The sequence below is a fragment of the Micromonospora sp. HUAS YX12 genome, assembly GCF_040215685.1.
Classification (GTDB): Bacteria; Actinomycetota; Actinomycetes; order Mycobacteriales; family Micromonosporaceae; genus Micromonospora; species Micromonospora tulbaghiae.
Genome location: NZ_CP157974.1, coordinates 4,527,896 through 4,543,477 on the forward strand (window position 1 = coordinate 4,527,896; position 15,582 = coordinate 4,543,477).

The window sequence follows — 15,582 nt, forward strand, 5'->3', positions numbered from 1 at the left end:
ACCGCCACATCCGGTGTTCGCAGCATGCGGGGGCGGGAACGCGGAAGGTGTTCGTCAACGAATATTCTTGCCCCGGCTGCGGGCAGATCCTGGTATATCCCCGTGAGTTCGACCCGGACCTGAGTCAACATGTCCAGCCGGGCGTGCATGCTCCTCCTCCACTGCGTACGGACTGAGGGGGGAGACATGTGGCTGGGCGCCCTGTTCACCTCGACGGCCGCGAACTTCGGCCGTCTGCTGATCGTCGGACTGCTGCCGAATGCCATCCTGGTCGCGTACGTGTGGGTGCTCGTGACGATCGACGCGTTCACCAACAACGGCCCGCTGCTGTTCCCCGAGGCGTTGTCGAACGTCAGGTTCAAGACGGACGCCGGCGGTCTGCTGATGTTCGCACTCCTGGTGATCACGCTGACCACAGTGATCCAGCCGTTCCAGATACGCCTGGTCCGCATCATGGAGGGTTACTGGCGTAGTCGGTTGGGTGCGTTCCCGTATCGGGCCGCCACCGCGTTCCACACCCGGCGTCGGCACCGGCTGCGCCGGGTGGTGAACGAGCGCATCGACAGCGTCGACGACGCACGACTCGCCAACATGCCGATCGCGGAGCAGATCCGGGAGCAGCGGCGTGTACGGAGCCAAGAGATGCGACTCGAGCGGGCAGAGGCGAAGCTGATGGCGTATCCGCCCGGGGCTGAGCCGGTGTTGCCGACGATGCTCGGCAACACCCTCCGGCGCAACGAGCGGGTGGCGGGTGAGCGCTACGCCCTGAACACACTCCGGACGTGGCCCCGCCTCTATCCGCTGCTCAACGAGAAGATCGCTGGCGAGTTCGACTCGGACAGCGACGGCGTCGACGCCTCGGCGAACCTTGCGGTCACCTTCTTGATCATGAGTGCGCTGGGCTTCGTGGCCTTCGCCAACGACCGTTGGATGCTGCTGGTGCCGTTCACCCTGCTCCTGCTGGCTGTGGCCGCCTACCGGGCCGCCATCGCGGCGGCAGCCAATCAAGGGGTGGCCATGTCGGTCGCCTACGACCTGCATCGCTTCGACCTTCTCCAGAGCCTTCACCTCGGTCTTCCCGCCACCCCGAAGAACGAGGCAGCGCGCAACCGGGAACTCTCGCACTTCTTCGAGATCAGCGACGGCATGCCGGATCCGCCGTCAGCGGAGGAGCACCTGACCCTGAACTACGTGCATCCCGGCCGGGATTAGCTGCGGCGCAGCTCGAGTGCGCCACCCAGGCCGACCAGCCGAACCTCCAAGTCTGCGTCGCCCATGTCCGGTAGATCGCGGCGGCCCATCTCGCGCACGAGGAGAAGCGGCCCGGCAGGGGGCCGGGCCAGAATGCGCCATTCGCGTGGGACATCCACTACCACTCGGCCTCCCACTGCCACCGCGGTGAGGACAGGCTTTCCGTGGGGCTGTGACTGAAGCATGTCGACGCGTATCTCACCGAGAACCGCGACCGCTCGCAGTCGCCCGCGCAGAGCGGCCAGCGCCGCGACCCGACCGGTCCACATCACGCGGGTCCACAACTGCTCGTCCGTCACGGCCGACATCACCAACGCGACGGCGCCGAAGAACGCCAGCGCGACGGCGAGGTCGACGGCATCCGCTGAGCCGACCTCCGGCCGGTACGCCAGCGCGACGGCGATCGTGACCAGGATGGCGGGACCCACGAGGACGAGGGCCGATCGTGTCACCGCCCGGCCCAGGTTCAGGATCGCGAGAGCGATCAAGGCGTACGGCCCGAACTCCGTCAACCTCGCCCAAGCCAACGTGAGGCGCTCGACCGGCTCGAAGATCAGGTAGCTGGTGCTGACGAGGCCGAGGATTCCCAGCCAGAGACGCGTACGTTTCATGGCGCTTGTGTCGGCTCCTCCGAGGATTCCGACGCACGGGTGAACCTGCATTTCACCGAGACGGCGTGGCGGGTGTCGTCACGCACGAGCACGACTCCGGTTCCGGGCAGGAAATCGAGGTGGAACGTCATCTCCACCTCGTCAAGCAGCCAGTCCTGTCCGGAACTCGGCGTGCCTTCCAGTTCGGCGGTCAGCCGGTTGCTGATCGCCGCTATCGCGGCGGCGAGTTCCACCACCCGGGAGCCGTCTGCGAGGTGGCGGGTGGACAGCCCGCCAGGACTGTCAGGCGGTTGAACCTCGACGGCGAACTCCATGCGACCTTCCTACCGTCTCGGCCCGGTTCGTGCGGGGATGATCGTCGTGGATGGCGCTGCGGAGTCCGGGTCACCAGCCGGGGTAGCGGTCCCACCAGTCCGGATCGCTCCCGTCGGTGTACTCGGTGCCTGACGGCCTGTCAACGAACTCGGCGAGCAGGTCACGTGCCAGCACATCGGCGACCCAGGCCAGTTCCAGCCGGGACACCAGTCCGACCGGGAGCGCGTTCACGCCGTGCCGCGCGCCGAGCAGCGCTCCTACGGTCGCTGCCGCATGCCGACCGTGCGGTGCGGAGGCGGCGAACAGCAGGGCGTCGTGCAGTTGCCCCCGGTCGGGGAACGACAGGGCGACGTAGACGGCTCCCGCGAGCGCTGACAGCGCGCGGCCGTCGGGGACGAGCCGTGTCAGCGCCTCCGGGTCACGCGGATGCTCCCGAGCTGCTTGCGCCGCCTCGGCGAACGGCCGACCGGTCAGCACCCGGAGGAAACTCTGGCACTCCCGTTGCGCCCGCTCCACCGACTCCTCGACACCATGGCCCTTGGCCACCGCGCTGATCATCGTCGCGCCCAGTGCGGCGGCGTCCACCGCCTCGGGACCGTGCGTAGTAGCAGCCACCTCCGCAGCAAACCGACCGGGCTCCGGATGCCACCACTCGATCAGGCCGGCGGGCAGGGTACGGGTGAGCCCGTGCGCCCCGAGACTGGTCCAGACACGGTCGTCGTCGGGATCCAACACCGGCCTGGCTTGCAGGGCGGACACGGTGGCCGGGGCGGACCCCCGGCGAAGACCCAATGCGGGGACTTGTGCAAGCCAGCCGTCCGGCCAATTCTCGTCCCTCCAAGGTCTGATCCCAGGGATGCCCTGCACCGATGCCCAGCGCGTGTAGGCGTGCCACACGACGCTGGGCGGATGGCAGATTCCCTTGTGTGTTCCCCGGACGTCGGCGCGGATGATGCCCTCGATGGTGAAGCAGGCGAGTTGGCCGGCGCTCGTCGCCCGTAACGGGCCTTCGGCCGGCAGATGGCCGCCAGTCACGCCCACCGCGTCACCGAGCATCAGCCCGAGCACGCAGCCCCTCGCCGTGGCGAGCTGCTTCGCCGTCACCCTGGTCATTCCGAGCAGCATAGGGGCGGGCGGCGCGAGCGCGGCCCGGGGTCGGGATGTCGACATGACGACGCAGGCCGGTCGTCTGGACGAAGATCTCCCGCTTGACCGTCGCGGTGCCACGACGGTTGAGCACGTAGCCGGTCAGCCAGATCCAGCCGGTGTGCGGCACCTCCGGGCCGACCGACACGACCCGGAACGTCAGGCCGCGGTCGCCGCCGAACTGCACCGAGGCGCGACCGTCGACCCGCAGCAGGTCGCCGGGTTGCGGGCGCACCGTTACCAGGGGCCGTCGTTCGGCGGGCGGCACTCCCGGGCGTGCATGGTCTGCCAGTCCCGCAGGGCGCGCTTGAGCCTGTCGTTCTCCTGCGCGAGCAGGCGTACCTGCCGGTGCAGCTCGGTCAGCTCGTCGGCGACCCGGGCCTGGAACTCGCGTACCTGATCGGGGTCGACGCCCCGCCGACGGGGATCGAAGGCATGGGTGCGCACCTCGTGCGGGGTCATCCGGGCCGGTAGACCGGTCCCGTAGAGCTGGCCGGTTCGATACTGCGTCACTTCGGTCCTTTCCGGGGCAGGCGGAGACGCGGCGGGTCGGTGTGGTGGGTCTGGAAGGGCGGGCCGTCCGCACGCCGGCCGCGGACGACCCGCCCGCTCCGCCCCCGCAGCCCAGATCGGCGGTACGAAGGCGGAACAGTCCGGAGGGTCGGGACGGGTACGCACACCCGCCCCGACCGGGGGAGCCCCTGCTCCTTGTTGCCACGCAAGGGGAGGGGCGTTGCCAACTTAGCTGTCCCAGTCACCTGAACCAAACGTTGAGTTGTTGCAAGGTGTCGTTGCGTGATCGAATTGGCGTGCCACGCAGGGGGAGCCATGCCGATTACCGCCGACTACATCCGGATCGCCGACCAGATCGTCGCCGACATCAGAGCCAAGAAGCTCAAGCCGGGCGACAAGCTGCCATCGATCTCGCAGCTCGCCGCGACGCACAGCGTCAGCCCGTCTACCGTGAAGCAGGTCTACGTGCGGCTCGAAGCGCTTCGGGTGATCTGGCGGCACCAAGGCAAGGGCGTCTTCGTGAATGATCCGAAACTCTGGATGCGCGAGCCGTAACCCGGCGTCAGTCCAGACTCCACCGGCGGCGCGCGACTCGCCATACTGTCGGTGATGACTGCGGACGTGCGTACCGAAGACGGTTGTCGCCTGTGGGCCGGCCAGGCCGGCACCGGGTCGCCGCTGGTGCTCTGCCACGGCGGCCCGGGCATGTGGGACTACCTCGGCCCGGTCGCCCGGCTGCTCGACGGGCGCGCCCGTGTCATCCGGTGGGACCAGCGTGGTTGCGGGCGTTCCGAGCGGCGCGGTCCGTACTCGGTCGGCCGTTCGTCGCCGACCTCGACGCGGTACGCGAGCGCCTGGCCGGCCCGCGAACGGCAGTGCTGGGCCATTCGTGGGGCGCGCACCTGGCGCTGCGGTACGCGATCGAACACCCGGAGCGGGTCAGTCACCTGATCTACGTCTCCGGCACCGGCATCGACCCCGATCGCGGCTGGCATCCGCACTACGAGCGGAATCTCAGGCGGCGGCTCGGGCCCCATCTGAACCGGTGGGAGGCGCTGGGTACACGCACCCTCACTCCTGCCGAGGAACGCGAACGGGCGATCCTGCAGTGGTCGGCCGACTTCGCCGACCCCGACGCGGCCATGATGCACGCCGAGGACATGGCCACGCCGTGGCTGGGTATCAACCGCGACTGCAATCAGGCCGTCAACGCCGAGGTGAAACGGGAGCTGAGGGAAGCCGACATCGCCGCGCGGTGCCGGGCGCTCGACCTGCCCGTGCTGATCATCGACGGCCCCGAGGACATCCGTCCCCGCTGGGGCGTCGATTCGCTGGCGAAGGCGTTGCCGAACTGCGAGCGGGTCAGCCTTCCCGGATCCGGTCATCTGCCGTGGGTAGAGAACCCGCACGACTTCCGTCGGGCCGTGGTCACTTTTCTCGACGCGACGATGTGAGCCGTCGTCCGAGCCTGATTCGGTAGCGGCCTGTCGACCAGATCGGTACTTACGGGTGCCCCCGTCCCGTCGACGGGACGGTTAGAGTCTTCGGGTGATCGACCGGAAGCTGCTCTTGTCCGATCTGCAGAAGCAGGTCAAGAACCTGGAAAAGGACCTGCGGGAGCAGGCCGAGTCGGTCGAGGAGGTGCGCCTCAAGCTGCGTGGCGAGTACGACCACGCCTTCAAGGTCGGCCGCACCGCCGCCACCTGGACGGCGTGGCGCGACGAGCGGGTGACACAGGCCGCCGTCGCCTGGGTGCTCGGCACCGTCTTTGTACGCTTCTGCGAGGACAACGGGCTGCTGCCCGACCCCTACCTCGCCGGCCCGGGGGACCGCCTGGTCCTCGCCGAGGAGGCCGAGGCGCAGTTCTTCCGCGACCAGCCCGACAAGACCCTGCGCGACTGGCTCCACCAGGGCTTCGAAGTCATCGCCAGCACTCAAGCCGGCAAGTCGCTGTTCGACAAGCGGCACAATGCGCTCTACCAGATCCCGCTGTCCCACGACGCGGCCAAGGAACTGATCGGCTTCTGGCGTCAGCGCGGCGAGACCGGCAGCCTGGTCCACGACTTCACCGACTCGGAGTGGGACACTCGCTTCCTCGGCGACCTCTACCAGGACCTCTCCGAGGCGGCCCGCAAGACCTATGCCCTGCTGCAGACGCCGGAGTTCGTCGAGGAGTTCATCCTCGACCTGACCCTCACCCCGGCGATCGCCGAGTTCGGCCACGACGTGGTCAAGATGATCGACCCGACCTGCGGCTCGGGCCACTTTGCCCTCGGCGCCTTCCACCGTCTCCTGAATGAGTGGGAGCAGCACGCCCCCAACCGTGACCCCCACGAGCGGGTACGCCTCGCCCTCGACGCCGTCCACGGCGTCGACATCAACCCCTTCGCGGTCGCCATCGCGCGTTTCCGCCTGCTGGTCGCAGCCCTGCGCGCCTGTAACGTCAAGACGCTCGCCGACTCGGCCGGCTACACCTTTCCGATGCACCTCGCCGTCGGCGACTCGCTGATCAAGCGACGGCAGGCCATGCTGTTCGGCGAGGACTCGATGACTGAGTTCGCCTACACGACCGAGGACGTGCAGGAGCACTCCGGAATCCTCAGCCCCGGCCGCTATCACGTCGTGGTCGGCAACCCGCCCTACATCACGGTCAAGGACAAGGGCCTCAATGAGGCATACCGCGAGATGTACGACGCCTGCTCCGGCAAGTACGCCCTGTCGGTGCCGTTCGCGCAGCGGTTCTTCCAACTCGCCAAGCCCGGCGACGGGGAAGGCAAGGGTGCGGGGCACGTCGGGCAGATCACGGCCAACTCGTTCATGAAGCGCGAGTTCGGTAAAAAGATGATCGAGAAGCTTTTCGCCATCGAGGTCAACCTAACCCACGTCATCGACACCTCCGGCGCCTACATCCCCGGCCACGGCACCCCGACGGTCATCCTGGTCGGCCGCAACACCAACCGTGGCCGGGCCGGCACCATCCGCGCCGTGATGGGCATCCGCGGCGAACCAAGTGCCCCGGCCGACCCACGCCGGGGTGTCGTCTGGCAAGCCATCGTTCGACAGGTCAACTCCCCTGGCTCTCAGAGTAAATGGGTCAGTGTCGCTGACACGGTGCGGGCAGATCTCGCCTCCCATCCCTGGAGCTTGTATGGGGGCGGTGCAGACGACGTCATGAGACTGCTGGAGGCAGCGCCCAAAACACTCGCGGGAGAAGGTGTTGACGTTGGGATGACAGTTCTCACTCTTGAGGACGACGCATTCCTCCTACCTGACGCTTTTCTTCGCCGCATGCGGCTGGATGTCGATGTCGTCCCGATAGTCAATGGGGATGACGTCCGGGATTTCCTCTTAGTAACTCCAGCCTCCACCGTTATGCCGTATCGGGTCGAAGGAACCCAGCGTTCTCTCCTGCCTTTGACTTTGCGTTACCTGTGGAGTATGCGAACAAACTTGGCGCGTCGCCTCTACTTCGGCAAGGTGCCCAGCGAGCGGGGGCTTCGCTGGTACGACCTGGGTATGTACTTTGCGGCGCGGCATCGGACGCCAGTATCGATTGCATTTGCATTTGTTGGTACGCATAACCACTTTGTATTGGACCGTGGTGGAAAGGTTTTTAACCGAACCGCCCCTATCATCAAACTCGCGGACGCGTCGTCGGAGGCTGAGCACCTGCAAATCCTCGGTGTGCTCAACAGTTCGACCGGCTGCTTCTGGCTGAAGCGAGTCAGCTTTGATCGAGGAAACGGGGGAATCGGTGGTGGTATTGCTAGCGAGGACTGGGAACGGTTCTACGAGTTCACTGGGACGAAGCTGCAGAATCTTCCACTGCCTTCGGCGTACCCTCTTGAACTGAGCCGGGAGATCGACGGGCTGGCACAGCGGCTCGCCACCGTCACCGCGGCCGCGGTCGCGGCCTCCGGGGTGACCACCCGCGAGCGGCTGATCGCCGCTTGCGACGAGTGGCACTCAGTCCGGGCGCGGATGATCGCGTTGCAGGAGGAGTTGGACTGGCAGGTCTACTCGCTCTACGGGCTGCTGGACGAGGAGTTGACAGCCCCGGCCGGTTCGGTGCCGGAGTTGAAGCTGGGGGAGCGGGCGTTCGAGATCGTGCTCGCCCGCAAGATGCGCGACGAGGGCGTGGAAACGCAGTGGTTCGCCCGGCACGGGTCGACGCCGATCACCGAGCTGCCGGCGCACTGGTCGCCCGAATATCGGGCGATCGTGGAGCGGCGGATCGCGGTCATCGAGGGCAACCGCAACATCGGGCTGATCGAGCGGCCGGAGTGCAAGCGGCGGTGGGCCACCGACGGCTGGGAGGTGATGCAGCGTAAGGCGCTGCGCGACTGGCTGCTGGACCGGTGCGAGGCGCGGGAGCTGTGGTATCACCACGTCGACGGGCTGGAGCAGCCGCGCCCGCTGACCACCGCGCAACTCGCGGACGAGCTGCGCCGCGACGCCGACGTGCTCACCGTCGCCGGCCTCTACGCACCCGGCCAGGACCTCGGCAAGGTGATCGCCGACCTGGTCGCCGACGAGCACGTGCCGCACCTGGCCGCGCTGCGCTACAAGGACTCCGGCCTGGCCAAGCGCGCCGACTGGGAGGAGGTGTGGGACCTGCAGCGGGCCGAGGACGCGCTGGCCGACGAGGCGGCGCAGCGGGAGTTCCGCAAGCAGATCCCGGTGCCGCCGAAGTACACCTCGGCGGACTTCCTCAAGGGCAGCTACTGGAAGCACCGGGGCAAGCTCGACGTACCCAAGGAACGCTTCGTCTCGTACCCCGGTGCCGGCCGCGACGGTGACCCGTCGCTGCTGGTCGGCTGGGCCGGCTGGGACCACCGCGAGCAGGCCCAGGCCCTCGCCACCCTGATCGTCGCCCGCGAGCAGGAGGACGGCTGGGCCGCCGACCGGCTGTTGCCGCTGGTCGCGGGGTTGCGCGAGATCCTTCCCTGGGTACGCCAGTGGCACGGCGAGTTCGACCCGATGTGGGGGTCCTCGCCAGCGGACATCTACGCCGGGTTCCTCGCCGAGACCACCAACCGGCTGCACCTCACCGACGAGGCGCTCCGCTCGTGGCGTCCGCCCAAGACCACCCGTGGTCGGCGTCCGAGGAGCTGACACCTGCGGTGAAGGTGCCCAAGCCGCGCTCGGAACGCGCGTCCGCCGTCAGCCCGCTGCCCCGGGACATGGTGTGGCTCTCCGCACTGCATCGATCGGTCGCCGAGGGCAAGACCCTCTCCGCCGCCGACCGGGAGCTCATCCGGGGGCGGGCCGGTGAACCAGCCGGCATCGCCGCGATCAGGTATGCGGAGATGCTGGTCGACATCGAGGTACGCATCGCTGAGGTCACCGGCGGCAAGGTGGACGACCTGGCGCGGCTTCGTGACGAGCTGGCTCTCCGTCGGGAGGAAGCGGTCGAGACGTTCCGGGCCGCCTGCCACGCGCGCGGCGCGCCCGTCAGCGGCGAGTCGCCCAGCGAGCCCGTCAAGGCTCAGGTCGTGCGGGAAATCGCCCGCTCCGCCTTCGACAAGGCGTTCGCGGAAGCGCGTCGCCGTCGCGGTGAGCAGCGCGCGGAGCCCAGCCCGCCCACCGAAAACGTCTGGTCCTGGCTTTACACGCACCGCGGGGAGTCGCTCCCCGAGCTGTCCGGTGAGGTCCAGCGGCTGAGAAAGCTCGACCGTGCTCACTTCGTGCGGGAAGCCGTCGCCGACGTCGGCCGCTGGAATCACGACGAGTCGCTCGCCCATCCGGCAGTGGCGGAGCAGTGGGCGGCAGCCACCGAGGACATCGTCACGGAACTCGTCGTAGCCCGCCGGTCGGCGGAAGCCGCGACGCGGGCGCAGGAAGGCAAGAGCACCATCGCCCGGCTACGCCGTGCCGGCGAATCGTACGCCCGGGGAAGCGCCCGATGCCTGGAGGCTCAACTCACGGTGCTGGAGTGGCGGTCGCGGCGCCCCCACCGGGACGGGAAGACCGTGAACGGACGCGTAGACGCGCTGGCCGAGGCGGTTGATGCGGTCCGCCGGGCCGATCCGGCACTGGCCCGTCAGGTCGACCGGGCGATCAAAGAACACAAGCGACAGTGCCGTAACCCAGGTGCGAAGCGGTCACACGTCACCTGCACAGCGACGATCGTCCAAGCCGTACGCGAACGTCTGCAACCGCTCGACCAGCCGAGCCCGGCTGGCACGCCGATCACCGCGCCGCCGGTCGACCTGCCCGGCCCGACCACCACGCCGCCAGTCGACACCGGATGCACGGAGGCAGACGCGGCCACCGACCCGAGCACGGTCTCGGCGTGCGACCACCCACGCGATACCTTCCTCTGCCCGGATCTGCTCAAGGAAATACCGACCGAGCTGGCACGCATGGTCGGCGTCGTCTCCATCGCATTCACTGAGGAGCGGTTCGGGTTCGCCTGGATCAGCGAGCACGGCGAGCTGCGCATCGGGGCGGACCAAGCTCTCAACGAGCACGACGCGTGGCTACAGGCCATCTGCCATGCCGCGCTGGACCTCGGCGGCGAACTGTCGAACGTCCAGATCGTGTGCCGCGATCAGCGGGCCGCGTCGGTCGCCACGTATGTCGTGGACCGTCAACTCGTACCCGAGGCGCTCGGTTTCCCGGTGTCGGCGCGGACCCGGGACCTCCTCCGCGCGCTGCTCAGGCGTCGCGGCAAGCTGTTCGCCACCGGTGACGACTGCGCGGAACGGCATCGGGGCGCGGAGGCAGCGCACCGCCTGGCGGTCGCCGCCCTCGCCGCGGGGCGGGGCAAGGGACGCGCGGCGCACGTGAAGGCGCTCGCGGACAAGGTCTCCGAAGAGTTCCAGCGCCTGGCCGACACAACGAACGTCACTACCGCGTCCGCTCCACCCGACGGACCCGACGACCGGCGACCACGCTGGACGCTGGCGCTCGGGCGGGCGCAGATCATCGGCGGCTGGTGCCCCCTGCCGGGCCCCTTGAACGGCATGCCCGCTGCGGGTGGGCGGATCGCGCTCACCGTCGACCACGCCGGATCCGAGCGGGTGGAGAGCGAGGTACTGATCCGGCAGGTCGGGCCGCGTTGGGAACTGCACGGTGTCGTCTGGCCCACGGCGCTCCTGCCGGGCACCGAGATGACCCTCGAATGGGGTTCAGCCGACGGCGCACTGACGGCACGCACACACCTTCTACACAAGCCCCAGAGGGTCGACGGAGACACCTACCGCCACCACTACAACCTCCAAGTCGTCGTGCGGGAGAACGCCCCCGGCTCGGAATCCACGAGCAAGGTGCCCGACCTCTCGGATTCCGGCTGGGTGCTGCGCACCCTCCGGAAGCTCGGGCACCTCAGCCCCGACGGGAGCGCCGTGCTGGCGGAGGACGCCCTGGTGCGTAACTGCGTGGAACTCGGTCTTCCGCCGGACCGCTCCGAAAGGATCCGGCGGGCCGTGCACGACCTGATCCGCGACCGGCGCATCACGCGGATCCCGGGGAGCCTGGACCACGAAGGCATGCCGAGCTATCCGCCCCGACGAGGTCAGGAACCGGTGGACCTGCTGCGATACACGCCGACTGTCACAAGCGTCACCCCCGAGCACGACCATCGGACCAGCGACCGACGCTCCCGCCGCGACCACTGGGTCGACGGTTTCGTACGACGCCTCCCCGCGGGTGCCCGTGCCTCCGCCGACATGATCCAGGCACACCGCGAAGCGGTACGCGCCGCCGCTATCGTCGACAGGCCCCTCCCCGATGGCTTCACCTACGTACGGCGGCACCGCCGCACGCGCTGACCGATGTATCCGGAAGGACCCGAGGTCGCCCATGACCGAACTGGCCGAGGCCGACGCCGGCGGAAGATGGTGGAACGCGGACGACGTGGCGGACGTGACCGAGATGCTCGCCGTGCGCCGCTCCCGTCTCTGGCAGCTCACGACTCCCCGCCGACCTGGCCGCCTGGGTCTTCCGGGCTCCCGCGCCGTCGCCGCTCGACCCGGTGCCCGGCGCTGTCGACGGTGACTGGACGGCCGGCCTCGACGAGACCGGCCGTCAGGCATGGGCGCTCGCCGGCTGGGTGGCCCGCACTGTCGTACCGGAAGCCGCCGGCACCGCCGGCAGGTACTGGATTCTGTCCCACCTGGACGATGCCGCACCCGCCATGTTGCGGCTGACGGTCGGGGTGCTGGAGATCTTCGGACTGTACGAGACGGGCGAGGAGATCTGGCTCCGGTCGCACGCCGCGCCAATCGTGTCGGCAATGGACGCCGGCGCGGTCGATCTGGAGGAGTGGCAGCGCCGAGGCATCGAGGTGGCGGACGACAGCACGAGGACTCTTGCGGAGGACAAGGTCCTCGTCACCTGTCCAGATCTCGCCACGGCGCGTTGGCTGCTGCGGCAGCCGCCGGTCGTCGCCGGCATGCGACTGTTGTCCTGCTGGGTGGCCGCCGGACCGTACTCGTTCGAGGGCCGGTACCGGCCAGAAGTCGTCGCACGAGCGTGGCGGGCGTCGCAGTTGCTGGACGGCGACGGCCTGGACGCGCCGACCGGTGGCGGGAACGGCTTCGACCGGCCGTACACCGGTGCGGCGCCGACCGGTGACCTGCCGGCGCAGCGGTCGTTCGACGCCGACGCCTACCGGGCCGGGGTGAGCGAGCACGACCGCCTCTGCCGGGCGCTGATCGCCCACCTGGCCCGTTCGGACCTGGCAGCGGGAGCCGGTCTGGCCGGGGTGAGCGTCGACGTGGCGTGGCGGGACGCGGACGGACGCCAGTTCATCGCCGAGGCGAAGAGCGTGGTCGGTGACAACGAGGCCGATCAGCTCCGGCTCGGCCTCGGGCAGGTGCTGGAGTACCGGCACCGGCTCGCCACCAGGGGTGTCGCCGTGACCGCGGTCCTGCTGACGTCACGCTGCACGGACCCGGTCTGGCCGGCCGTCTGCGTTGGCAGCGGAGTGCTCCTGCTGACCGGCGATGACGAGCCGGCGTGGCGAGCGACGCTCACGACGGCACCAGATGGATGAATATGTCGGGACCGTCGGCCGGTGCGCTTGGCGGAGAGTGCTTGTTACGGTGTCGCCCGCGGAAGTAACGATGAATGTTGAGGTGGACCCGTGCCGCTCCCTTTAGTCCTGATCGCCGTCGCTGCGGGAACGACGGCGGTCAGTCTTATCGGAAATAAGATCATCGAGAATCAGGCGAAGGGCAAACTCGAAGAGATAACCAGCGAGCACGACGAGGAGTACGCGAAGCACCGGGCCGCCGCCGATTCCACCTCGGAAAGGCTCAGAGGGTTGGGCGAGCACCAGCAGGCGGCCCTCGACTCCGTGATTCCCCGCATGAAGGCGTTCGCCGAACGCAACGAGCGCCAGTTGCGGATGCGTGGACGCCAAATCGTCGAGGATGGTGAGGCGCCCGAGAATCGCGAGATCGAGGCGTCCCCCGAGGTTGCCGGCCCCGGTGAGGTCGCGGCCGCGATGGCCGGCATCGTATCCGCCGCCACGGGCAACGGCCTCGCTGCCGCCACCTACGCCACGGTGGCGAAGGTGGCCACGTCGTCCACCGGCACGGCGATCAACGCGTTGAGCGGTGCCGCGGCGAAGAAGGCCACCCTCGCAGCGATCGGCGGCGGCGCCAAGGTCGTCGGGGGCGGAGGGATCGCGGCGGGTGCGCTCCGGCTCAACATCATCACCGCGGTGCCGGCGGTCGCGCTCACCGTCGGGCTGATGATCAAGTCGAAGTCCGACGCCGACACGGCGATCGCCAAGTACGACGCGGACGTCAAGGCGGCGATCGCCAAATACCACCACCAGAACGAACTCCTTCGGGGCATCGACGAGCGAGTCGACGAGATGCAGGACGTGCTGGCCGATCTCGTACGGCGCGCAGGCGAGACCATCGACGGCCTGGAGCAGGCCGAACGCGAGCCCGGCGGCTTCGATCTCGCTCGTGACGACCACGCGCACCTCCTCCAGACGGCGCTGCTCGTCGTCAAGGGCGTCGCCGAGGTCAGCGCGGCGCCCGTCGTGAACGAGGATCTGACGCTCGACCCCAGCGGTGAATTCCTTGTCGTCAAGTACCGCGACTACGACCCGGAGAGTGCACATGCCTGACACCCGCGGAACTGCCGGTGAAAAGGTCGGCTGGGTCGCTGCAGCACCGGACGCCGCGCAGTTCCTCATGGCGATCGTCGACGTGGCGAAGCGCGTCGACGCGAACATGACCGAACGCACCCGCATCGAAGCGGAGCGCGACAAGGAGATCGCCAGGATCAGCGCGGCGAGTCAGGGCCTGCGGGATTATCTGGACCGCGTTTTCGCCGAGCGCCGGGAGCTGCATCAGGGCTTCTTCACCCGGCTCGATAAGGCCATCGAGGACCGCGACCCGGAAACCATCCGCGCCTGTGTGACAGGAATCGTCGAGGTCGCCAAACACTCGCCGCTCAACGACATCGTGGAACTGCGTTCGGTGTGGGCGGACCCGAACGCGGTGATCGAGATCTAGCGGCCGATGCGCGGCGCCGGCACGAAGCGGACCCGCCGCAGCGTCAGGTCGGGGTGCGCCGTGTAGCCGGCATCCTGCCATGAGCGGCTGTGCGAGTGTGTGCGGTCACCGTTCGCCCACCAGGCCGCGTAGCGGTAGGCGGAGGGTGGCAAGCCGCCGGGCACCAGGTCCGACACCTCGTCCAGGCTGTAGGTGACCGTGCCGGCACGGGTCCGAAGGTGATCGCGCAGGCCGTCGTACTTCGACACGTTTCTGCCCTTTCATATGTGCGCCGGCCGTACGCTCACCGGTTGACGCAGCGTCTGATCACGGGGCGACGGGTCGCGAGCTGGAGAGATCGACTTCGAACAAGAAGGGCTCGTCGGCCTTGGCGGTGGTGGCCGCGTCGAAGAACTGCGGTTTCGGTTCGACCAGTGCCTTGGCGGCCGCCAACCCGCTTGATCTTCAGGCTCCCCCGGGGACGGGCTGGGCAGTGTAGGGAGCGGACGCAGACGCAACCGCCGACAGAGGGGATCATCGCGGCACTGTAGAGGATCCCGGACAATTATTTCGGACCCTTTCCAGGATGGCGCTCGTCGGAATTGTTTCGTAGCGTAGCGACTCCGATCTCTGCGAGGAGGATTCGCGTGCCGCAGCCGAAGGGCGTGTTCTGCATCGAGGGTGAGTGGGACCACGACCTCACCAAGCGCCGCACGGTGCTGCCGACCTTGGACATGCTGGAGCGGTTGGGGAGTCTCAGGCACATTCATCGCAGCGCCGTCACGCGGGATCAGTTGAGGTACCACCTGGAGAAATGGTTGACGGCCCGTTACGCGGCCTACCAGGTCGGCTTCTTCGCGTTGCACGGTTCGCCCAGGCACATGTGGCTGTCGCGGTCCCACTCGACCAGTCTCGACGAGGTCGCTGGATGGATCCCGGGCCGATGGCACGGAAAGCGCATCTACATCGGCGGATGCTCGGTGCTGCGTGGATCCGACTCGTACCTGACCGACTTTTTGTATGAGACCGGCGCATCGCTGGTGTGTGGCTTCACGAAGCAGGTGGACTGGATCGAGTCCGCCGCGTTCGAGATGGTGATCCTGGATCGGCTGGTCAACAGCGGCAGGGTCGACAGCGCCGAGCAACTGGCCTCCTCCGCGCGCTGGGCGCCCCTGGCCAGTCACCTCGGTTTCCGAGTCGTGTACGCGAACGGCTCGAGCGTCAAGATCCCCAAGATGAGAACGGGCGGCTCGACCGTCTCTGCATGAGATGCGCTGCCGGGCAGG

At 68.3% G+C, this 15,582-nt stretch carries 16 protein-coding genes and 1 pseudogene; 10 read left to right on the forward strand and 7 right to left on the reverse strand.

Annotation, left to right across the window (positions count from 1 at the left end; all coding sequences use genetic code 11):
• Window positions 1-186: 186 nt before the first annotated feature.
• The gene (locus tag ABIH81_RS21610; RefSeq protein WP_349876709.1) at window positions 187-1,212 is read left to right on the forward strand and encodes a hypothetical protein; all 1,026 of its coding nucleotides are present in this window, start codon (window positions 187-189) and stop codon (window positions 1,210-1,212) included.
• On the opposite strand, the gene ABIH81_RS21615 is transcribed toward ABIH81_RS21610, so the two are convergent.
• The 5 genes from ABIH81_RS21615 to ABIH81_RS21635 all read right to left on the reverse strand — a co-directional run bounded on the left by ABIH81_RS21615 (window position 1,209) and on the right by ABIH81_RS21635 (window position 3,836).
• Complete coding sequence (locus ABIH81_RS21615) at window positions 1,209-1,862, reverse strand: hypothetical protein (protein WP_349876710.1); 654 nt, start codon at window positions 1,860-1,862, stop codon at window positions 1,209-1,211. The two genes, ABIH81_RS21610 and ABIH81_RS21615, sit on opposite strands and share 4 nt — an antisense overlap.
• Window positions 1,859-2,176 carry a hypothetical protein gene (locus ABIH81_RS21620; RefSeq protein ID WP_349876711.1) on the reverse strand — a complete coding sequence of 106 codons (318 nt, stop codon included), beginning with the start codon at window positions 2,174-2,176 and terminating at the stop codon, window positions 1,859-1,861. Before ABIH81_RS21620 ends, ABIH81_RS21615 begins: the two co-directional genes overlap by 4 nt.
• Before the next feature lie 70 nt (window positions 2,177-2,246).
• Entirely contained in the window at window positions 2,247-3,290 is a 1,044-nt protein-coding gene (locus tag ABIH81_RS21625) for an ADP-ribosylglycohydrolase family protein (RefSeq protein WP_349876712.1), read from the reverse strand.
• On the reverse strand, window positions 3,223-3,558 hold the full coding sequence (locus ABIH81_RS21630) for a hypothetical protein (RefSeq protein ID WP_349876713.1): 336 nt from the start codon (window positions 3,556-3,558) through the stop codon (window positions 3,223-3,225). The genes ABIH81_RS21625 and ABIH81_RS21630 overlap by 68 nt, the downstream gene beginning before the upstream one ends.
• Before the next feature lie 2 nt (window positions 3,559-3,560).
• Entirely contained in the window at window positions 3,561-3,836 is a 276-nt protein-coding gene (locus tag ABIH81_RS21635; RefSeq protein ID WP_349876714.1) for a DivIVA domain-containing protein, read from the reverse strand.
• Window positions 3,837-4,151: 315 nt separating this feature from the next.
• Here ABIH81_RS21635 and ABIH81_RS21640 point away from each other — a divergent pair, with 315 nt between their 5' ends.
• From ABIH81_RS21640 to ABIH81_RS21675, 8 genes and pseudogenes are all read left to right on the forward strand, one after another.
• Entirely contained in the window at window positions 4,152-4,391 is a 240-nt protein-coding gene (locus ABIH81_RS21640) for a winged helix-turn-helix domain-containing protein (protein WP_349881175.1), read from the forward strand.
• Window positions 4,392-4,445: 54 nt separating this feature from the next.
• Window positions 4,446-4,586: pseudogene (locus tag ABIH81_RS21645) on the forward strand (alpha/beta hydrolase); the annotation flags it as partial.
• Window positions 4,544-5,290, forward strand: a complete 747-nt coding sequence (locus tag ABIH81_RS21650; protein WP_349876715.1) for an alpha/beta hydrolase — start codon at window positions 4,544-4,546, stop codon at window positions 5,288-5,290. The pseudogene ABIH81_RS21645 and the gene ABIH81_RS21650, both read left to right, overlap by 43 nt.
• A 94-nt stretch (window positions 5,291-5,384) precedes the next feature.
• Window positions 5,385-8,951 (forward strand): BREX-2 system adenine-specific DNA-methyltransferase PglX, encoded by a 3,567-nt coding sequence (gene pglX / locus ABIH81_RS21655; protein ID WP_349876716.1) that lies wholly within the window; start codon window positions 5,385-5,387, stop codon window positions 8,949-8,951.
• 8 nt (window positions 8,952-8,959) lie between these two features.
• Window positions 8,960-11,611: a hypothetical protein gene (locus tag ABIH81_RS21660; RefSeq protein ID WP_349876717.1), complete on the forward strand. Its 2,652-nt coding sequence runs from the start codon at window positions 8,960-8,962 to the stop codon at window positions 11,609-11,611.
• A gap of 203 nt (window positions 11,612-11,814) precedes the next feature.
• A complete protein-coding gene (locus ABIH81_RS21665; protein WP_349876718.1) occupies window positions 11,815-12,837 on the forward strand; it encodes a hypothetical protein in 1,023 nt (340 codons plus the stop codon).
• Between the two features lie 90 nt (window positions 12,838-12,927).
• Window positions 12,928-13,926: a hypothetical protein gene (locus tag ABIH81_RS21670; RefSeq protein WP_349876719.1), complete on the forward strand. Its 999-nt coding sequence runs from the start codon at window positions 12,928-12,930 to the stop codon at window positions 13,924-13,926.
• A complete protein-coding gene (locus ABIH81_RS21675; protein WP_349876720.1) occupies window positions 13,919-14,317 on the forward strand; it encodes a hypothetical protein in 399 nt (132 codons plus the stop codon). The genes ABIH81_RS21670 and ABIH81_RS21675 overlap by 8 nt, the downstream gene beginning before the upstream one ends.
• Here the strand turns inward: ABIH81_RS21675 and ABIH81_RS21680 are convergent.
• Window positions 14,314-14,565 (reverse strand): hypothetical protein, encoded by a 252-nt coding sequence (locus ABIH81_RS21680; protein ID WP_349876721.1) that lies wholly within the window; start codon window positions 14,563-14,565, stop codon window positions 14,314-14,316. The two genes, ABIH81_RS21675 and ABIH81_RS21680, sit on opposite strands and share 4 nt — an antisense overlap.
• Window positions 14,566-14,623: 58 nt before the next feature.
• On the reverse strand, window positions 14,624-14,749 hold the full coding sequence (locus ABIH81_RS21685) for a hypothetical protein (RefSeq protein WP_349876722.1): 126 nt from the start codon (window positions 14,747-14,749) through the stop codon (window positions 14,624-14,626).
• Window positions 14,750-14,943: 194 nt separating this feature from the next.
• Here ABIH81_RS21685 and ABIH81_RS21690 point away from each other — a divergent pair, with 194 nt between their 5' ends.
• Window positions 14,944-15,564, forward strand: a complete 621-nt coding sequence (locus ABIH81_RS21690) for a hypothetical protein (protein ID WP_349876723.1) — start codon at window positions 14,944-14,946, stop codon at window positions 15,562-15,564.
• The last annotated feature ends 18 nt before the right edge of the window (window positions 15,565-15,582 follow it).